The following is a 19,785-nucleotide window of genomic DNA, read 5'->3' on the forward strand; positions in this document are numbered from 1 at the left end:
GCGGTAAGTCAGTCTTCTAGTTTTTCACCCAGGGGTGCCGGCCACGAGCCGGTGCCCCTGGCCTTGACTAACCCAAAGGATCCCGCTTGATCTGTGTGAGTGCATCCCCCCGTTCCCCCATCTCGTTCGGCGTCTTGAAGGCCATCCTGAAGTGTTACGGCTTGACGCCGGACACCCACCCAGACGAACTGTCACAGAGCCTTCGACTCGTCTACCCCCTGAACACCCGGCTGGCTGCCAAGGTTCGGGCCGCCTCTACCAGCCTTACTGATGCTGCGACGTCCAATGAACAGATCCGGTTCTTCCAGCGCCAAAGGGCCCGGCGCAGCTATGTCAGGATTGCCGAACATATCGCACGCGAGTTCGGTTCCGTTGTAATCCGTGTGACCGCTGCCCAGGAACTGGACGTGCCCAGCCGGGAATTTTTGGAAGTGGCAGTTCGTGTGTGTGGCTGGTCCGTGCAGCTCTGCTTCGACAGCGACACCAACGCCCACCATCACGTTCCTTCCCCGGAGGAACAGCGTTTGCTAGACATGCTTTCCGCGTTCTCACTCGTGGAGCATGCGGGTCGAATCAGTTCGTTGGCGTTCGATTACGTCAATTCAGGAGATGCCTGGACGGCGATCAGTCTCGGGCGCGTGTTACAGAATGTCGAGCACTCACCTCGCGTGTGGAACCTCTTGGCCATTGCCCACGCCATGGTGGATGAAACAGTCCAGGCTGAGTTCTACTACGACCGCTGGGGCGCTTCGGGGCTTACCGTGGACGCAATCCGCGCTATCTATGGGAAAGCGATGCTCTATGCCCGACACCACCCAGCCGGGCTGCGTGACCTTAACCGCAGCGCCGATCTATTGAATCAAGCCTATGCGCTCATCCAGCAGCTGATTCCGGATGAGCGCGGCGAAGATGCCGTCATCTTTGACGAGGTTTTCAATCGCAACGGCTTCGCACTCATTTTATTCCGCCGCGGCAACGTCGAGGAGGCCGTTCGGCTCCTCCGATGGGGCATCGAGACTCTTACCGACACCGGAGAAAAGGTCGCAATCCACCGCACGGTTCTTATCTACAACCTTGCCCAGTGCTTCAAACAAGAGGGAAACCTAGAGGCCGCAATCGCAACCTACCGTGAGCTCCTGGAGGTTGATCCCCACATGCCCGAGTACCATCTGGAAGCAGCGAAGTGCCTTGCTGCGGCCGGTGACATCGGATCTGCTCTGGCAGCCTGCCGCGCGGCGATTTCACTCGATGACACGCTGGCATCCGCATGGGCTCTCCTCGGAGTGTACGAGGGGGAAAACTCCTCGCACGGAGCGGCGGCACAGGCGCACGCACGGGCCGCTTCCCTTGACCCCGGTACATGCACACACGCCACAAACCTCGTGTACAGCCTCATCCTTGCCGAACGTATCGAAGAGGCCGTCAATTACATCGACGGATGGATAGACAGCACTCTCCCCCGGGAAGAGGCCGAGCGCAGAGCATCGTTAAGCGCAGAAATCTTTCTCCGGCAGGACCGCTATCCCGACGCCCTTGAACCCATCGACGCGGCTCTTGCCTTGTTCCCGGATTCACGCGTCTTGAACGCGAATCGCGAAGCTATCTTAAGCATGACCGCATGAGGGTCGGCCTGCGGGGACAGCTTGGGGTCTTCACCGCCCTCTTTGCAGGGGGAATGTGGATGTCCAAAGTCGCACAACCACTCTATTTTGAGCAGCTGAATGCTCTCGTGGCGTTTGGCATCGGGTACGCGGTCATGGCGGTTGCCGGCGGGTTCTCCTTCGCCTGGGGCGCGTTCGCAGATCGCTTTGGCGGACTCAATTCCGTGCGGCTCGGGACGCTCATCTATGGTGTCGGGATCGCTGGCCGATTGTTCACCGACGTTGTTCTGGTGGTCATCTTCTCAGCGGTCGCAGGAGCAGGTGCTTCCCTTGTTCTAGTAGCAATCAGACCATGGGTCCGATCCACCGCGTCCGCGGAGGAGATCCCCAAGATTGTTGGAGCCCGGAATCTCGGCAACCAAACCGGGGTGCTTCTTGGCACCGTCGGGGCTGCATCGATCTTCGCGCTGACGGCGACCCAAACAGCAGGAGCTCAATCTGCCTTGCTGATTGCCCCGGCGCTCGTGGCCTTCGCGTTCATATGGGTGGTGGTTTCTCCCAAACCTTCAACTCGGTCTCTTGCAATTCCCGGGCCAGCGAAGCCCGAACCGGACATCGACCGTCGCCAATACACGGCCTTGGCCTTGAAACTCGCGGCCATCGGCTTACTATCCGGCTTCTACGTCAGCCTGGTGGCACCATACCTGCCGTTGATTTTGACCAACGGCGGCGCCGCAGCTGCCCAGGCGGCCCTGACCATGGCACTTTTGAGCGTTGCTCAAATCGCCGCATCTTGGTTCCTCGCCCGCAGCAGCACCGGTAGCCGGCCCTTTGCGCTGTTCGCAGTATCCGAAGTTCTTACCGGAGTCATCACGCTCTCCGCCGCACTCGCATTGGGCCTCGGCGCAGCATGGATATCCGTGATCTTCATCGTCCGGGCGGTCTTCGTTGCCCTCGCGATCGCGTCAGAGGAGACAATCCAATATGCCGTTATCCCAGCAAAGGCTACAGGCTTCATCTTCGGGATTTCACAATCGGCATTCCTGGTTGGCGATACCCTCGGTGGCGCGTTGGGCGCACCTCTATGGCTCAGTGCCGGACCGGAAGGACTCCTGCTAACCGCAGGAATCATTACACTCCTCAATGCTGCGCTGCTGCCACTGCTGCTTCGCAACATGAGAATCGAGCCGATCGTGGCAGCAGCCTAATCATGGCCATTGAGTCACTCTTCGACGAAGACCACCTCATCCCGATAGCTCTCCTAGAGAACACTCTCTTCGTCTTCAGCTCACTCGATGGTTGCCTCTACCGCCTTTCACACCAAACCCCCAGACAAGTCGGCGAATACGAACCCGTGTGCCTGGCCGAGATCGAATCACCCTTCTGTGTTCCTGGCCATCCCTACATTTATGACCTCGTTCACACGGCATCACTTGTGACCGTGCGGGAATATCCACTCACGGCCACCGGGATGGCCTCCCCCCGCTGCCGGGCTTATGAGGCCCCTCCAAAAGAAACCCACCAGCTCACCAGCCTCATCCCAGACGCCGCGGCGGCAACGCTGCGCATCGTTTTTGAACCCACCGCCCCGAACAGCCCCTGCCTTTTCACCGACGTCCAATCCGGAATTACACAGCCTCTCGAGACCGTGAGGGGCACACCAAGATGCGTACTCTCTGACGGAACAGTCGTCAGCGACTCAGACGGCCGGTGGAGCATTGGCAGTGACGCGAACCCACAAGGACACGGGGACGGCACAGTGATCGCAACGGCTTCCCACTTCGTCATCGTCAGAATGTCGGATAAGTCGGGAATCTGGTTTTCCATGGTGCGAACGGCCGGAGAATCAGACATTGAACCTCCATGCGGCTGGACAATAGTTTCCCTGGCGGCCTCCGACAAAACGGTCATCGCCTACGCCATCCATCCGAAAAAAGGACAAAGACTGCTGAAGGCCGAACCAGACAATTTGACCTTCAGCCTCATGGACTCCCCCTGCGGAACATCGCAGGTCTTTGGCATGGGAGCGGCATTCGAGCCGGTGGTCCGCTCAACAGGGCTCCTGATCGGATCACTGTGGCAGACACAGCGAACAAGGCTGCCGGGCATCGCCTTTGCAAAGAATAATCTGAGTCTTGAATACATCACGCCAGCCGAGGTGCCATGCGTTTATGTACGGCGAAAAGAATCACGCGCCAATGAAATCATCGTCTCTTTACATGGTGGCCCGGACAGCCACGAGCTCGATGACCTCAGATACGGCGGCATCTACTGGGACGCTCTCGATGCCGGCTTTGACGTGCTCATCACCAATTACCCCGGATCTGCAGGTTTCGGCGCTGAATACCAGGAACATGCTTGGAAGAACTGGGACGCGGCGGTCCTTCAAACCGCAGACGCGATTAATGAATTCGCAGCAGCAAAGGGCGTGTCAGGGATTTCAATCTTCGGCGTCAGTTTCGGTGCCTGGATGGGACTCCAATTATCCAGGCACGTCAAAACAAGACGGCTCGTCGCGATGTCTCCTCTCCTCAACCTCACCCAGCACATCCAGCTACACCAGGACGAGGACCACAACTTTCGGTCCTGGGCGGAAGAACGCTTCACTCAACTCGGGGAAAAATCCCTCAACGGAGAACGATATGCCTTGGCCTGCCCGGTTCCCGTTGTGATCCTTGCCCCTGAGCGAGACGAAATCGTCCTGCCGGCATCCACCCAAAACTCGGTACTCGCCGCCACCAGCGCGTGCAGACAATGGACAACCATCACCGTCCCCGGAAACCATTACCCGCATACCTCCGCGGAGGCGGCTCAGCGATGGACAGTGCTCTCAAACGCCCTCACCACGAACGAATGTTAATAGCAGCGCACGATTTGACCCCTTTCCTCCAACGACCCCTGTGTCACGCATCACCCGGCGATCGAGCGGGCACGCGCTAAACTTGTCACGTTATGAACCGCACAATGTTTAAGTCCAAGATCCACCGCGCCACGGTGACCCATGCCGATTTGCACTATGTCGGTTCAGTGACGGTCGACCTGGATCTGCTGGATGCCGCGGATATCCTCCCGGGTGAGCTTGTCTCCATTGTTGACGTGACCAATGGCGCGCGCCTCGAGACGTACACGATCGCCGGCGAACGTGGTTCCGGCGTCATCGGCATCAACGGTGCCGCCGCTCACTTGGTGCACGTGGGCGACGTCGTCATCCTGATCACCTATGCGGAGATGACCACGGAAGAGGCGAGGGCCTACCAGCCCAAGGTTGTCCACGTGGACAGGTCCAACAAAATCGTCCAGCTCGGCAGCGATCCCGCCGAGGGGATCACCCCGGGCATCATGCGCCCGCCGCACGCCCTCAACAACGCGGACCTGAACTAGGGTTCCCTGCCGCTTCCCCTCCGGGGCACCCCCATGACGCAGTCCACATGCCGGAACACCCCGCCGTCGGGCCTTACAGGCAAATAAAGCTGATTTAGGCTGGGACCGTGAACCCACGCCACACCGCGCCCATCCCCCTCCGGATGCCGTAGTGCTGGGCGTCCTTTCCGGCTTCTTCGTGGTGTGGGCCATCATTCTGGTGGGCATGTTCGTCGGCAAGCGCGGGATCCTGGGGGACAATGCGCGTTCGGTCCTGAGCGGGCTGACGTTCTTCGTCGCAAGTCCTGCGCTCCTCTTTGAAACCTTGGGCAAGGCCCGTCTTCACGACGTCTTCGCGGCGCCACTCCTGGTCACGGCCGTGGGCGCGATAGCTACAGGCACCTTCTTCTTCGTCATCGTGAAGTTCTGGCTCAAACGATCCTTGCCCGAATCGCTCATGTCCTCCATGAGCGCATCCCTGGCCAACTCCGCGAACCTCGGCATCCCCATCGCGGTGTTCGTCCTGGGAGACGCGAGCTATGTGGCGCCGCTGCTGATCTTCCAGCTCGCGTTTTTCACGCCTATGTATCTGATGGCCCTCGACGCCAGCACCAGCAGCCACCGCACCACTCCGCTACGGTTCGTTGTGATGATCGTGCGGAACCCCATGATCGTGGGTTCGGCACTCGGCTTGGTGGTGGCCGGCACGGGTTGGCAAGTTCCCTCGCTCGTCATGGAGCCGATCCATTTAATCGGCGGGGCCGCCATTCCCGCGATGCTGATGGCATTCGGGATGAGCCTGAACGGTTCGAGGCCGCTGCAAAAGGACACTGGCCGAAGGATTGACACCTTGCTCGCGAGCGGGTTCAAGCTGTTCGTCCACCCCACGATGGCGTACCTCTTCGCCCGCTTCGCCCTGGGCCTGGAGGGTCACGCATTGTTCGCCGTGGTAGTCACGTCGGCCCTGCCTACGGCGCAGAACGTCTTCGTGGCCGCCACTCGCTACAACACGGGAATCACCGTCGCGAAGGACACCGTCCTTGTCACCACCGTCGTGGCCGTCCCAGCGATGATCGCCGTCGCGCTTTTACTCACCTAAGCACCCAACTGACTCGCAGTTGTTGTCGTTATGAGCCCTCTAAACGACAACAAGTGCGAGTTAGTTGGGTGGGGGCGCGTTAGTTGGGTGGGGGGCGAGTCCGTTGGGTGGCGGGCGGGTTAATTGGGCACGTCGCTACTCTTCGTCCACCGAGTCGAGGTACCTGTCCAGGAGCTGCGCACAACGGATGAACCCCAAGTGCGAGTAAGCCTGCGGGTGGTTGCCCAAGTGGGTCTCCGTGCCCGGGTCGAACTCTTCGGGAAGCAAACCCGTCGGTCCAAAAAGCGCCACGAGCTGGTTGAACAACTCCAACGCATCATCCAAGCGACCCACGGCAAGGTACGCCTCGATCAGCCAGGTGGTGCAGATGTGGAACCCGCCCTCCAGGCCCGGCAGCCCGTCGTCGTACCTGTACCGGAACACCGTGGGACCCACCCGAAGTTCCCGCTCGACGGCGGTGACGGTGTCCAGGAAGCGCTGGTCGCGGACATCCAAAAGGCCGGAGAGTCCGATGTGCAGCACGGCAGCGTCCAGGTCCGGGCTGTCGTAGGCCACGGTGTAGGAGCTGGCCGAATCATCCCAGCCTTCGCGAAGGACTTCCGCGCGGATGATGTTGGCCGTTTCCTCCCACTCGGCTCCCATGGGGCGCCGGAACCGGACCGCAGTCTGCATGGACCGGTCCAGCGTCACCCAGCACATGACCTTGGTATAGAGATGGTGCCTCGGCGCCCGCCGGGCTTCCCAGATCCCGTGGTCCGGTTCGTGCCACCGGGCCAGCACCGCCGAGGCCATCTGCTCCATGAGCTTCCAGTGCTCGTCCGGCACGGTGCCGCGCCGATTGCCCAGCCCGTGGATGAGCTCTGCGATCGGTCCGAAGACATCCAGCTGCACTTGGTGATCGGCGGCGTTCCCGATCCGCACGGGCCGCGAGCCGGCGTAACCGGGCAGGCTTTCGATAATGGCCTCCGTGGACAGCGGGGAGCCGGTCACGGAGTACAGGGGATGCAGCCATTCCGGTCCCGGCGCGTTCTCCAGGATGCGCCCCAGCCAGCGGAGAAACCCATCTGCCTCCTCGGTAGAACCGAGATCCACCAGCGCGTTGACGGTCATGGAACCATCGCGGAGCCAGCAATAGCGGTAGTCCCAGTTGCGGGTGCCGCCGATTCCTTCCGGCAGCGAGGTGGTGGGCGCCGCGAGGACGGCCCCGGTAGGTTCGTGCACCAGCGCCTTCAGGACCAGCGCCGAGCGCCGCACCAACGAAGGTTTCATGTCGGGCAGTTCCAGCCCACGGACCCACTGCCGGGATTGGTGCGCGACGGCGGCCCGCCGGGCGAGCTCTCCGGCCGGGTCCGGTGTCGTCGGCTCAGTGTCTCCGCACCTGAGGTTCATGACGACGGGACCGTTCGCGAGTCTGACTTCCGCGGTGGCGGTGCCGTGTTTGCCGTCGCTTGAAACAGTGAATGAGACTCCGGGAGCGAAAAGGACGATAGGGTCCGAGGTGCCCACCACGTGCAATTCCTCACCCCTGACCTCCATATTGAACGGCGCATTGGCGTAGTCCGGCCTCGGTGCAAACACAATCCGCGCGATGCCTGTGCCGGAGATGACCCTGACCAGGCTGGTGATCCCGTCCGGGGCCGGTTCGAGGTAGTCGGTGACCGTAACGTCGGCCCAGCGCGTCTCCACGATCATGGTGTTGTCCACGTAGCGCTGGCCCAGCACCTTCGACGCCTTGACCGGTTCCACGCTGAAGTGGCCGGCCGGGTCGCCCCCGAGGATGTGGGCAAACAGGGAGCCGGAATCCGGGAGGGGATGGCTCATCCAGCAAATCTTGGCTTCCGGGGTGAGTAACGCCGTCGACGTCCCGTTGCCGATCATCGAATGCCGTTCCAGCCCCACTGCGTCCTCGCCGAACAACCATGCCCGGCGCAGCTCGAACAAGATGGCGAGTACCTTCGCGAAGGATTCCGGGTCCGGCAGCCGGTAGCGCGCCGATGTTTCTCCGGGGCCGACGTGCAAGCCAAGATCCGGGCCCCGCAAAGTGGCGATGGCGAGTTCGTCGCTGTCCGCGTCGCCGGCAAACAGCGCCGCGCTGGCCCCCAACTGTGTGCGCAGATGCTCCAGCGCGGCGCCTTTGGAAGGCTCCAGAATGGAAAGGTCCAACACGGATCCATCCACTATGAAGACCAGGCCCAGCTCGCGGGCGATCTGCTGCGCTTGGAGGGTCACCCTGGCGACCACGGCAGGCGTGGCCGGCCTGGTGTGGATGGCGACGGCCACAGGCTTTCGCTCGATGCTGATGCCCTTTTCGAAGCCGATGGACTCATTGAGCGCCATAGCTGCTTGCTGGAGGATCGCCTCTGTGGCCATCGAGATGCTGTACGCGTAGGTCATGTCGAACTCAGCGCCGTGCGAACCTACCAGATGGACTTCCGCCGGCAACCTGGACACGGCAGCCAGGTCTCGCAGCGATCGGCCGGAGATAACGGCCGTGTGCGTGTTCGGCAGGGCGGCCAAGGCCCGGAGGGCGACGGCGGCATTCCCCAACGGGAGCGTCTCCGTGGACACGCCTTCGGCGGTGCAGAGGGTTCCACCGTAATTGCAGGCCACCAAAAGCCCCGGGGTGCGGGCCAGCATTCTGAGCTCGGCGAGCAGCTCCGGGGTAATTCCGTCGTGGGCTGCCTCGGATTGAACGAAGGTCCGCAGGAGTCCAAGGGGAAGCGATTTTGTCAGCAGCGCCGAATCGGCCACGGACAAATTGAGCGGAGTAGCCATGGGGACGATCCTTCCGGGTGGATTCGTCCAGTGTCCGTCGCGGGAGTTTCGTCCTTATGCCCGCTTCGTTGCCAACAAGTAACGCTTCCGATTGTCCTCGGCAGGGTGCGTCACGCCAGGCATTCTTTTGCCCCGGCGCAGACGTGCGTTCCGCGCAATTCCGCGGTAGGCCGCCGTCGGACGCTTCAAAAGTTTGCTCGGCGTGACGCGCCCCGGGAAGACAAACTAGACCCGGCTCAGTCCAACAGCCTCCGCGACCAGCTCGACCGAACGCAGGCGCTGCGCCGTGCCCGTGCTCTGGTGGGCCACAATCAGTTCGTCGGCGTCGGCGTGGCGGGAAAATTCGTCAAGGTAGTCACGCACGACCTCCGGCGTCCCCACCGCCGAGTACTTCACCATCTGCGCGATGTGCTGGCCCTGGGCCGAGTCGAGGATGAGGTCCGCTTCGGCGTCGGTGAATTCGCGGCCACCGCCCAGGAAGCGGGAGATGCGGTCCCGCTTGACCTCAAGGAACAGGCGTTGGGCCTCGGCCGCGGAATCGGCCGCAACCACGTTTACTCCCGCGATTACGTAAGGATGCTGCAGCTGCTCGGAGGGCTTGAACTCGCGGCGGTAAATGGCGACAGCGTCTTGAAGCGCGTTGGGGGCGAAGTGCGAGGCGAAAGCGTATGGCAGTCCGAGTTGCGCTGCAAGGCGTGCCCCGAACAAGGAGGAACCGAGGATGTACAGCGGCACGTTGGTGCCCTTGCCGGGCGTCGCTTCGACCCCTTGAATGCGAGTGGGTCCCGTGAGGTAGCCCTGCAGCTCCACCACGTCCTGCGGGAAGGTGTCCGCGGCCATGGGGTCGCGGCGGAGCGCGCGCATGGTGTTCTGGTCGCTGCCGGGCGCACGACCGAGGCCAAGGTCGATCCGCCCGGGGTGCAGGGTCTCAAGGGTGCCGAACTGCTCGGCGATGGTGAGCGGGGAGTGGTTGGGCAGCATGACGCCGCCGGCACCGAGCCGGATGGTGCTGGTGCTGGCTGCGATGTGGGCAATCAGCACGCTCGTTGCGGAGGAAGCGATCGAGCCCATGTTGTGGTGCTCGGCGTACCAGATCCGTCGGTAGCCGAGCCGCTCGGCCAGTTGTGCCATGGCGACGCTCCCGGCGAAGCTCTCCGCCGCCGTCTGACCTTTGCCGATGATTGCCAGGTCGAGGATGGAGAGGGGAACAGTCACGTGGGTGCCGGCCTTTCGAATGTGGTGTGGTCCAAGGGGCCGGTTGCCCGGCCACTCTTGCGACAACGACGGCGGCGCCCGGCTTATTTCTCGCGCTTGCGTGGGCTCCGTCTCAGCTCGCGGACTGTGACCTCCCGGGACCTCGAATGAAGCCGGGTTAACTCCTGTATCCCAGCGTTTCACGGCGCTTTGACCGGCTCTCTGCCCTGCCGGATAGTTGCTGCAACGCACACCATCCATCATTTTCGAAGGGGATTCCATGGCTATTTCGCGCCTCAAAACCGGCACCGCACTGGCACTCGCCGCGACCACGGCTCTCGGCCTCGCCGCATGCTCGGACCCGGGCGCCTCAGCCGCGTCAGCGTCGTCGTCGTCCACTGGCGCCTCCACTGCCAGGACTTTCAATCTGTCCCCCGAACAGAACCGCTTCGCGGTAAAGGTCTCACCGGAAGCCGCAGCCCTCGTGCCTGAGTCGGTCAAGGCGGACGGCAAACTGACCGTCGCGGTGAGCCCCTTCGCGGCCCCGCTGGCTGTGTACGCCACGGACAACAAGACGCCGGTGGGCAACGAGGTGGACATCGCCGTCGCGCTGGCCGAATCGCTGGGACTCAAAGCGGACATTGTCCCGACGGCTTGGGCTGACTGGCCGCTGGGCGTGGAATCGGGCAAGTACGAGGCCGTCATCTCGAACGTCACCGTCACGGAAGAGCGGAAGCTCAAATTCGATTTCGCCAGCTACCGCGAGGACAAACTCGGCTTCTACGCCAAGAGCGACAGCTCCATCACCAAGGTGGACTCAGCTCCCGATGTGGCAGGCAAGCGGATCATTGTTGGCTCGGGGACCAACCAGGAGGCAATCCTGTTGCGCTGGGACGCTGAGAACAAGAAGAACGGTTTGAAGCCGGTTGAGTTCCAGTATTACGACGACGACTCGGCCTCCACGCTCGCGCTGCAGTCGGGCCGTGCGGACCTGACGTTCGGGCCGAATGCGACCGCGTCCTACAAGTCCCAGACTGACGGCAAGACCAAGAACGTGGGCCTGGTGGACGGCGGTTGGCCGCTCAAGGCGAGCATCGCGGTGACCACCAAGAAGGGAAACGGCTTCGCGGCGGCTGCCCAGGCAGGCCTGAACTCGCTCATCAAGGACGGCACGTATGGAAGGATCCTGGACCGTTGGGGCCTCTCGGCAGAAGCGGTCCAGAGCTCGGAACTGAACCCGGCAGGGCTGCCGAAGAGCTAGCCCTTGCCAAGGAGGGTGTAACTTTCCACATATCCGGGGCCACCGCGATCCGGAGAAGCGAAAGGGAATTCCATGGTCCAGCACCTTGCCATCCTTGATGACTACCAAGCGGTCGCCTACGACTATGCGCCGTGGGCCGAGCTCGCCGACGACGGCGTGGACGTCACGGTTTTCACGGAGCCTTTTGCCGGCGAGCAGGAAGCCGTGGACGCCCTCCGCGACTTCGACATCATCATGGCCATGCGGGAGCGCACCGCATTCGACGCCGGGCGCCTCCGGCAACTGCCGAAGCTGAAGCTCCTCGTCACCACCGGAATGGCCAACGCAGCCATCGACCTGCGCGCAGCCGAGGAGCAGGGCATCACCGTCTGTGGAACGGGCGGCTCACCCGCAGCTGCGCCCGAGTTGACGTGGGCCCTGCTCCTGGCTTTCGCCCGCAAGGTGCCGTTCGAGGACCGTCGGCTGCGCGCCGGACATTGGCAGAGCACGGTGGGTTTCGAACTGTCAGGCAAGACCCTTGGAGTACTGGGACTGGGCAACATCGGGAGCAAAATCGCCGGTTACGCCAAGGCCTTCGGCATGGAGGTCATTGCTTGGAGTCCCCATCTCACTGAAGAGACTGCCGCCGGGGCCGGCGCCAGGAAGGTGAGCAAAGAGGCACTCTTCCGGGAGGCCGACGTCGTTAGTGTCCACGTGCGGTTATCGGAACGGTCCCGGGGGCTCGTCGGGGAGGACGAACTGCGGCTCCTCGGCCCCAAAGGCGTCCTGGTAAACACAGCCCGCGGGCCGGTCGTGGACGAGGCTGCGCTCCTCCGCGGCCTCAACGAGGGGTGGCTCGGCGGCGCAGCCCTGGACGTGTACGGCGTCGAGCCCCTCCCGGCGGACCACCCTCTGCTCACGGCGCCGCGAACCGTGCTGACACCGCACCTGGGTTACGTCACTGCGCAAAGCTATGCCCGCTTCTATGGCGAGGCTTTCGAGGACGTCCGCGCGTGGGTGCGGGGAAATCCGGTGCGCGTGCTCACCGTTTAGGGCGTCCGTTGCTCCCCGCCGGACTCAGGGAGGTTGTATTGGGCGCCGAACTTTAGAGGGCCGTCGTTTTAGCCCAGGATCTTCAGTGCCGTTCCCCAATTGAAGCTCTCGTAGGCCGGGTTGGCTTGCAATGCCATCAGGAGCAGCTGGAAACCTTCCAATTCACGGGCATGGTGCAGGCCGCCGACCTGGAGCGGGCGGAGTCCAGCTGCAGTGACGAAGTCGGCGACCTCATTGCGGGCAAGTTTGGCGATTTCCTCCGCGGCTGAAGTGCCAGGGCCCACCACGAGGGAGTCGAAGGTCTCGTAGTTGACCGGGTTGCTGATGTCGATGATGATACGGCCGTCGAGGGCATCGCCGTAGCCGCTGACAACTTCTTTGGCGGCATCGAACGGTAGCGCGAGCACAACGATGCGGCCGGCGGGAGCCTCAGTGGAGGCCGCGCCTGTGGCCCCGGATCCCAACTCTGCGGCCAGCTTCTGCGCCTCCTCGGCGCTCTTATCGAGTACCTGGACGGAACGGCCTGCTGCGACGGCGCGGGTACCGATGCCGCGGCCCATGTTGCCCGAACCGATGATGGTGATGTCAGTCATGGTGTTCTCCCTCAAGGAAATAGATCAGATGGGTTCCCACATCAAAGTATATAGTTGAAGATTCAACTAAATACTTTTCCGACTTTACTCTTGGCTGATTGAAAGTCAACCACTCTGACGGACCCCGGGACACCCCTTCCCGCTGTGAGCTAAGCGGGAATGCTGTCGCCGCCTCCCCGGAATTGGTCGATGAGGACCTGCTCTGCGGCGGTGGTCTGCCTGTTGGCGGAACGCGCCAGTTGGATGCGCCACACGAGAGGGGTATGGATCGCCCGGATGCCCGCCTCCTGGCCGTGCTGCAACGCAGACTCGGGCAGGAAGGCGACGCCAAGGCCCTCCCGGACCAGTTCGGTGGCCATGGTGAAGGACACCACTTCGGTATGGACCGTGCGGTGCAGCCCGGCCGCGGCGAAGGCGGCGTCCACTGTGGTGCGGTTTCCCCAGCCTTCGGGGAAATCGACGAAAGGCTCGTCCGCGATCTCCGAAAGGCTCACGCGTTTCCGGTCGGCCAAGGGGTGGGAGTCGGAACAGGCGAAGACGATTCCCTCAGCGTGCAGTGGGTGCAACTCGAGGCCGGGCGCAGCCTCTTCGGGCACGGACACCAAGGCCAGGTCCAGGGCGCCGGAGCGGACGTCCGCCAGGCTGGTGCGCGTTCCCTGGACGGTCTGGCGCAGCTTGATGACGATGCCGGGATAGTCCCGCCGGACGGTCCGCAGAATCTGCATCACATCGACGGAACCGGCATGAGCCAGCGTGCCCAGGGCCACTGTCCCGCGGACCGTTCCGCGAACGGCGTCGACGGCGTCCCGCGCGGCCTGTACGTCGGCAAGGATCGTGCGGGCGCGCGGGAGCATCGCCTCCCCCGCAGGCGTGAGGCGGATCGACCGGCCCTGGCGGATGAACAAGTCGGAACCCAGCTCGTGTTCGAGCTGGCGGATCGCCGCCGAGACGGCGGACTGGACGATATTGACCCGCCGCGCGCCCTGGGTGAAGCTCGTCGACTCCGCCACTGCGATGAAATATTCAATCTGGGAAAGCTGCATCAATCCAGTATCGCGAATGACGATGGATACAAGCGTAAATAAGCGTTAGACACGATTACCTGCGCGACCAATACTGAAGGAATGACCCACACTCTGAGTTCCCCATCCTTCCGGACCGACGCACCGCACCGGGCGAACCGACGCCGGCACCGGCGCGGGTTCTGGATTGTCACGTTCGTCTTCATGATCACGATGGCGTTCGCGGCCGCGCCGGCCCCGCTCTACGTGCTTTACCAGCAACGGGGCGGGTTCAGCGCCTTCATGATCACGATCATTTTTGCCGCCTATGCTGCCGGCGTAGTGGCCAGCCTTTTCCTGGCCGGGCATATCTCCGACAGGTTCGGCCGCCGCAGGGTGATCGCGCCGGCCGTGCTGCTCAACGTCGTCGCGGCGCTGATCTTCCTGGTTTGGCCCGAGCTTCCGGGCCTGCTGCTCGCCCGCTTCATCTCCGGCCTGGGCATCGGCATGCTCACCGCCACCGCTACCGCCCACATGACCGAACTCCACCGTGAGGCCCGCCCAGGCACCGGGTCCCGGCGCGCAGAGGTCATTTCCACCGCGGCCAACATCGGCGGACTGGGCCTGGGTCCGCTCATCACGGGCTTCCTCGCCGAGTATGTGCCGATGCCGCTGTACACCCCATACGTGGTCTTCGCGTTCCTGCTGCTCGCAGGGCTGCTGCTGATCGTGACCGTCCCGGAAACCGTCAACAACGTCGACGAAACCTGGGTCTACCGGCCGCAGCGGGTCGTGGTCCCCCGCGCCGCGCGCGGACAGTACGTGGCCGCGGCCATGATGGCGTTCGTCGGGTTCGCCATGTTCGGCTTCTTCACTTCCCTGGCGCCCTCCTTTGTCGCCCGGCAGCTCGGCATGACCTCCCATGTGCTCGCCGGCGCCGTCGCCTTCGTCGTCTTTGCCTCCTCGGCAGCATTCCAGGTTCTCTCCTCCCGCTGGGGGCGCACCGCGCAGTTCGTCATCGGCCTGATCCTGTTGGCCACAGGCCTTAGCCTGGTGACCGTGTCGATCGCCGCGTCGTCGTTGCCGTTGCTAATCACCGGCGGGCTCGTCGCAGGCGCCGGGGTCGGCGTGACCTTCAAGTCCGCGATTGGCACCGTCATCGCCATCTCGGCCCCGGAGACCCGCGGCGAGGCACTGGCCGGGCTGTTCCTCGTCGGGTACCTCGGCATGGCAGTGCCGGTTGTGTTGTTGGGCCTGATGCTTCAGACCACTCCTCTGGTTCCGGCCGTTGTGATGTTCGGTGCGGTCATGCTGGCGCTGATCGTGATCACGGCCGTGACTCTGGCCCGCGCTTACGGCCGGGACCGCCCAGTGCCCGCCGGTTCACCCGTATCCTCGAAGTAACCGATCCAAAGGAGCACGCATCATGGCTGACTGGCAGGACACCTTTCCCCTCTGGGCCGCCGGCTGGGCCGCCGTCCGCGGGCAAACGTCAACTCCGGAAGGCGCCGTCGTTGTCACCGCAGCGGCCGCGGCAGATGCCCCTCCGGAGTACATCGTCGCCTGGCCCGGATCCGACGCCGACCGCACCGCTGAAACAGTCCGCCAGCAGACCGGGGCGGTACTCACCCTGGTCACCGCGGAGTCAGGGGACGCACTGGACTACGCCGCCGCCCGCGGGCTGGCCACCGTGGGACAAGCCGTGCTGCTCACCGCCCCCATGGAGGAGCTGAACGCCGTGCCGGAATTACCCGAGAACGCCGAGCTTGCCCAGGCTCCGCTGGAACTGTACGACCTCGTGGAAATATCGGTATTCGACCACCCCGTCGCCAGCGGCCGCATCAGGATCGAGGACGGCCTGGCCGTTATCGGCAGCGTCCGGACGCACGCACCGGAATCCGAGAAAGGCCTTGAAGCGGCAGTCCTGGCGGCACTGACGGACGAGGCCTACGTGCACGGCGCAAAGACCCTCTATACAGTCCTCCGCCCACACCAGGTGGCAGACTACACCGCCTCGGGATGGACAGTGGCGGCCCAAATCGTCAGCCTCAGTGCGAGCGAGTGAGCCTGAAGTTCCGCTCTGCACGCACCGGCGTTGCGAGCCCGAGGTTTTCCCGGAGGGTCGAGCCTACATATTCCGTGGGATACACGCCGCGTTCCTGCAGCTCGGGCACCAGATGGTTCACGATGTCATCCAGGCCCGTGGGGATGAGCCAGGGCGAGATGTTGAAGCCGTCCACGGCGCCCACGCGGGCGTATTCGGCCAAGGTGTCGGCCACGGCTGTGTACGAACCGGTGAACGTCGAGTCCACCCTTGCGGTGCGCGAGCTCACGAATTGCCTGATGGACAGGCCCTTCTCCTTGGCCTCGGCACGCCATTGCTCGGCGAGCTGCCGGGCCTTGGCGCCGTGGAAGCCGCTCCCCCTCGTCTCGGAGGTCTCCTCCACCACCGGATCGATCTCCGGGAGCGGGCCGTCGGGATCATAGGCGGATAACTCCCGGCCCCAGAACTGCTCCAGGTATGCCACCGCCTGCTGCGGCCCGATTTGCAAGCTACGGACCCATTCCTTCTTCTCGCGGGCTTCCTCGTCGCTTGCCGCGAGGATGAACTCGCTCGCGGGCATGATCTGTACGTCGTTTGCGGCGCGCCCGGCTGCCAGCGAGCGCGAGACGATATCGGCGCGGAACTCCACGGCGTCGTCGAACTTCGGGTGCGCCGAGAAAATGACGTCCGCCTGGCGGGCAGCGAAGTCGCGGCCTTCCGGGGAATCGCCGGCTTGGAACAGCACGGGCCTGTATTGGGCACTGCGCGGCAACCGCGGCGTCACGTCCACGGAATAGTGCTGTCCGGAGTGGTGCACGCTCCGCGCGTGCGATGGCACCGCCCAGGAATCCGCTGAAACGGACGAGGAAACCGCTCCGTCCTCCCACGAATCCCAGATCCCCTTAGCCGTCTCCACAAACGCCTCGGCATGGAGATAGCGATCGGCGTGGTCCAGGTAGCCGCCCCGCCGGAAGTTGGCCCCGGTCCAGGCGTTGTCCGTGGTCACGACGTTCCAGGCCGCTCGCCCGCCGGAGAGCACGTCGAGTGAGGCGAGCCGGTGCGCGAGGTCGGCGGGATCGTTGTAGGTGGTGTTTTGCGTTGCGACGAGCCCGATGTTGGACGTCACCGACGCGAGCGCCGCCAGCATGGTCTGCGCGTCCGGCCTGCCCGCGACATCCAGGGCATGCGGGCGGCCAAGGTGCTCCCGCAATCGCAGGCCCTCCCCTAGGAAGAATGCCGCGAACAACCCGCGTTCGGCGGTCTGGGCGATCCTCCTGAACGACTCGAAGTCGGTCTGCGATCCGGATTCGGGTGCCTTCCAGATGGTGCCGGAGTTGACGCCTTGGAAAAAGATCCCGAACTGGATCTTCCCGCTCGGCCGGAATTTAGCACGGTTGTGCTGTGTCATCTTCTCTCCTCAGTTTCCCGTGCCAGCGACGGCAGCGGCCGGCGACGCATACCGGCTCGTCGGCTTCCCAAGACCCAGCAACTCCCTGAACGTGCCACCTTGGGCAACCGGCTTCAGGGCTCCACGGCGCCGCAGTTCGGGCAGAACCAGTTGCGCCAACTCCTCGAGTTCCACATCCAGCACGGCCGGATGCAACCGCACCCCGTCGGCCACGGCAAGCACGTCAGCGAGGAAGTCCACCAGCTCCGCGGCAGTGCCGACGAAACGCGCGCGGGAACTCGCCCAGGGGGTATGCGCCTCCAGTTCGGCAAGCCGCGTGGAGGCCCTTTGCCCGCGCGAGTCGAGGACGACGTCGAGCTCTGCCACGACCGCCGGGCCGCCCCCAACAACGGTCCGGCGGGCGCGCACCTCCGCAAGCTCCTCGATGAGCAGCGAAGCGGTCGGAGCGGACACCAGCACCGCGTCGACGGACGAAGGAAGCAAGGAAGCCTGCGCCACCACGGGAAGCTGCCCCTGCAGTGGACGCGGAATGATGGATGGCCCCTTAACGGAATATCCGGCTCCGACGAAATCAGCTGGCGTCTCGAAGTCGACGTAGTGCAGTTTGTCGACGTCAAGGTACCGTCCGGTGGCGGCATCGCGGATCACGGCGTCGTCCTCCCAGGAATCCCAAAGCCGCCGGCTCACTTCCACCGACGCCGCAGCTTCTTGCGCCAAGGCGTTGCCCTCCAGAAAAGAGCGCCCGACGGCGGCGGCCTCCTCTGCGGAACCGCTCGCCGCGACGAGCCAACCGGCCCGCCCTCCCGAGACATAGTCCAGGCTCGCCAGTTGCGTTGAGATGTGGAACGGTTCGGTATAGACGGTATCCACCTCCGGCACCAGCACGATGGAACCCGTCACCGGCCCGGCGAAGGCGGCCCGCTGCAGGGCATTCACGCGGCCCACAACATCGGACCCCGCGCCCATAGGCCCATCGGCGAACGTCGCAACGTGGAAGCCGGCCGATTCCGCGGCCAGCACCGTGCTCCGGATTCGCGAACCATTCAGCAGCTCATCCGGCGCATGCCGCGCCTTGCGCCATGCCGCGGGATGGGAGCCGTCGCCGTCGAGTTCAAGGGCCAGGAAGCCTTGCCGGTTCGCGCCAGGGGTGCCGCTCACTGCTGCTCCTGCCTTTCGTAGGGGATCTGTTCGCCGGCTTCGATGGCCGCGGTCAGCCTGTTTTCCGCGGGTCGGAGCGGGCAGCTCGCAAGGTCTGTGTAGGCGCAGGGGAGGTTGACGGCGCGGTTGAAGTCGAGCACCACGGAGCCGTCGCCACCCGGGGTCACCGTAAGTGAGCGATTGGCGGCGTAGGTGGTGACGCCGCTCTGGAGCCGGATGCGGCTGGTGACGGGGTTCTTCAGGTGCGGGATGATGTCGAGGACCTGAAATTTCATTTCGCCGTAGCCCCGAACGTCGCCTCAGTAACGGTCTTTGACTCCGGCACGGCTTCCTCGGACAGGCCCCACCGGTCCAGGACCTTGCCGTAGGATCCGTCCTTGATGGCGGAATTCAGGGCATCCGTGATGGCCGGAGCCAGGCCGTTGCCTTTGAGGGTGGTGGCCGCGACAAGGGTCTCGGAAGGCCAGCCTGCGTTGACCTTCCCCACCACTTTCAGGTCGTTCCGGGTGTTCTCCCGGTAGGACACAGAGGGATAGGGCGCAAGGTTCAGGTCCGTCCGGCCGGACGAGAGCGCCAGGATGGTGTCGGCGTCGGAAGAGTAGTACTGCAGGATTGCCGGTGCCTTGCCGCGGGATTCGAGGTCCTTGTTCCATGCCAGGAGGATCTTTTCCTGGTTGGTGCCCGAGCCCACCGAGACCTTCAGACCGGAGATATCGTCCGCAGCCTTGATGTTGTAGGTGGAGGACTTCTTGGCTTCAAAGCCCATGTATGCCGCGCGGTAGGTGGAGAAGTCGAATAGTTTCACCCGATCCTTGTTGATGCCCACGTTCGAGAACACGGCTTCAAAATCCCCGGACTGGGTCTTGAGCGGCCAGTTCTCCCACGAGGTGACCTGCACGTCCAGTGCGAGCCCCAGCTTGTCCGCGGCGAGCTGGGCAATGTCCACTTCGACGCCGATGGGCGTCTTGTTGTCCGTGGCATAGAAGGACAGTGGAATGGCTGCGGCCGTGGTGCCGACGGTCAGTTTGCCGTCCTTGCCGATCGCGGCCGGCACCTCGGCTGCCGCGCCGGGATCCTTTTCCGCGCGGATTCGGTGCTGCTCCGGCGAGGTGTTGTAGGCGACGCCGTTGCGCGCGGCGCTTGTGGACGGGCTGGCACCGGCTGCCGAAGCGCCGGGGTCGGAGCAAGCGGCGAGCACCGGAAGGACGACGGCGGGCAGCACCGCGAGCGCCAGGAGTTTGGTTTTGATGCGTGGCATA

16 protein-coding genes and 1 pseudogene are annotated in these 19,785 nt (G+C 63.7%); 9 read left to right on the plus strand and 8 right to left on the minus strand.

Annotated elements, in window-relative coordinates; all coding sequences use genetic code 11:
• The first annotated feature begins 95 nt into the window (after positions 1 to 95).
• From A3M3_RS0118795 to A3M3_RS0118815, 5 genes are all read left to right on the plus strand, one after another.
• Positions 96 to 1,622, plus strand: coding sequence for a tetratricopeptide repeat protein (locus A3M3_RS0118795; protein ID WP_028267633.1), 1,527 nt, complete (start codon positions 96 to 98; stop codon positions 1,620 to 1,622).
• Positions 1,619 to 2,809: an MFS transporter gene (locus A3M3_RS0118800; RefSeq protein WP_028267634.1), complete on the plus strand. Its 1,191-nt coding sequence runs from the start codon at positions 1,619 to 1,621 to the stop codon at positions 2,807 to 2,809. The genes A3M3_RS0118795 and A3M3_RS0118800 overlap by 4 nt, the downstream gene beginning before the upstream one ends.
• A 2-nt stretch (positions 2,810 to 2,811) precedes the next feature.
• Positions 2,812 to 4,461: an alpha/beta hydrolase family protein gene (locus tag A3M3_RS0118805; RefSeq protein ID WP_028267635.1), complete on the plus strand. Its 1,650-nt coding sequence runs from the start codon at positions 2,812 to 2,814 to the stop codon at positions 4,459 to 4,461.
• A 92-nt stretch (positions 4,462 to 4,553) separates the two neighbouring features.
• A complete protein-coding gene (gene panD, locus A3M3_RS0118810; protein ID WP_028267636.1) occupies positions 4,554 to 4,982 on the plus strand; it encodes an aspartate 1-decarboxylase in 429 nt (142 codons plus the stop codon).
• Between the two features lie 151 nt (positions 4,983 to 5,133).
• A complete protein-coding gene (locus tag A3M3_RS0118815) occupies positions 5,134 to 6,060 on the plus strand; it encodes an AEC family transporter (RefSeq protein ID WP_028267637.1) in 927 nt (308 codons plus the stop codon).
• A 135-nt stretch (positions 6,061 to 6,195) separates the two neighbouring features.
• Here the strand turns inward: A3M3_RS0118815 and A3M3_RS0118820 are convergent, their stop codons facing one another.
• Both A3M3_RS0118820 and A3M3_RS0118825 read right to left on the minus strand, forming a co-directional pair.
• A complete protein-coding gene (locus A3M3_RS0118820) occupies positions 6,196 to 8,835 on the minus strand; it encodes a trehalase-like domain-containing protein (protein WP_028267638.1) in 2,640 nt (879 codons plus the stop codon).
• A gap of 225 nt (positions 8,836 to 9,060) precedes the next feature.
• Positions 9,061 to 10,050 carry an LLM class flavin-dependent oxidoreductase gene (locus A3M3_RS0118825; RefSeq protein WP_028267639.1) on the minus strand — a complete coding sequence of 330 codons (990 nt, stop codon included), beginning with the start codon at positions 10,048 to 10,050 and terminating at the stop codon, positions 9,061 to 9,063.
• A gap of 259 nt (positions 10,051 to 10,309) precedes the next feature.
• Between A3M3_RS0118825 and A3M3_RS0118830 the strand changes: the two genes are divergently transcribed.
• The gene (locus A3M3_RS0118830; protein WP_028267640.1) at positions 10,310 to 11,290 is read left to right on the plus strand and encodes an ABC transporter substrate-binding protein; all 981 of its coding nucleotides are present in this window, start codon (positions 10,310 to 10,312) and stop codon (positions 11,288 to 11,290) included.
• A gap of 72 nt (positions 11,291 to 11,362) precedes the next feature.
• A complete protein-coding gene (locus A3M3_RS0118835) occupies positions 11,363 to 12,322 on the plus strand; it encodes a D-2-hydroxyacid dehydrogenase family protein (protein WP_028267641.1) in 960 nt (319 codons plus the stop codon).
• Between the two features lie 68 nt (positions 12,323 to 12,390).
• Here the strand turns inward: A3M3_RS0118835 and A3M3_RS0118840 are convergent, their stop codons facing one another.
• Together A3M3_RS0118840 and A3M3_RS0118845 are read right to left on the minus strand one after the other, a co-directional pair.
• Positions 12,391 to 12,915, minus strand: coding sequence for an NADPH-dependent F420 reductase (locus A3M3_RS0118840; protein ID WP_028267642.1), 525 nt, complete (start codon positions 12,913 to 12,915; stop codon positions 12,391 to 12,393).
• Between the two features lie 149 nt (positions 12,916 to 13,064).
• Complete coding sequence (locus A3M3_RS0118845) at positions 13,065 to 13,958, minus strand: LysR family transcriptional regulator (RefSeq protein WP_028267643.1); 894 nt, start codon at positions 13,956 to 13,958, stop codon at positions 13,065 to 13,067.
• A gap of 81 nt (positions 13,959 to 14,039) precedes the next feature.
• Between A3M3_RS0118845 and A3M3_RS25930 the strand changes: the two genes are divergently transcribed.
• Positions 14,040 to 15,320, plus strand: a complete 1,281-nt coding sequence (locus A3M3_RS25930) for an MFS transporter (RefSeq protein WP_035743360.1) — start codon at positions 14,040 to 14,042, stop codon at positions 15,318 to 15,320.
• 22 nt (positions 15,321 to 15,342) lie between these two features.
• The gene (locus tag A3M3_RS0118855) at positions 15,343 to 15,981 is read left to right on the plus strand and encodes a hypothetical protein (RefSeq protein ID WP_028267644.1); all 639 of its coding nucleotides are present in this window, start codon (positions 15,343 to 15,345) and stop codon (positions 15,979 to 15,981) included.
• On the opposite strand, the gene A3M3_RS0118860 is transcribed toward A3M3_RS0118855, so the two are convergent.
• From A3M3_RS0118860 to A3M3_RS0118875, 4 genes and pseudogenes are all read right to left on the minus strand, one after another.
• Positions 15,965 to 17,368 (minus strand): NtaA/DmoA family FMN-dependent monooxygenase, encoded by a 1,404-nt coding sequence (locus tag A3M3_RS0118860; protein ID WP_028267645.1) that lies wholly within the window; start codon positions 17,366 to 17,368, stop codon positions 15,965 to 15,967. The genes A3M3_RS0118855 and A3M3_RS0118860 overlap by 17 nt on opposite strands.
• A gap of 9 nt (positions 17,369 to 17,377) precedes the next feature.
• Positions 17,378 to 18,526 (minus strand): LLM class flavin-dependent oxidoreductase, encoded by a 1,149-nt coding sequence (locus A3M3_RS0118865; RefSeq protein WP_028267646.1) that lies wholly within the window; start codon positions 18,524 to 18,526, stop codon positions 17,378 to 17,380.
• Positions 18,523 to 18,732 (minus strand): annotated as a pseudogene (locus A3M3_RS0118870) (DUF1684 domain-containing protein); the annotation flags it as partial. The pseudogene A3M3_RS0118870 and the gene A3M3_RS0118865, both read right to left, overlap by 4 nt.
• Before the next feature lie 65 nt (positions 18,733 to 18,797).
• On the minus strand, positions 18,798 to 19,784 hold the full coding sequence (locus A3M3_RS0118875; protein ID WP_028267648.1) for a transporter substrate-binding domain-containing protein: 987 nt from the start codon (positions 19,782 to 19,784) through the stop codon (positions 18,798 to 18,800).
• Position 19,785 lies beyond the last annotated feature (1 nt).

The sequence above is a fragment of the Arthrobacter sp. MA-N2 genome (assembly GCF_000517125.1).
Lineage (GTDB): Bacteria > Actinomycetota > Actinomycetes > Actinomycetales > Micrococcaceae > Arthrobacter > Arthrobacter methylotrophus.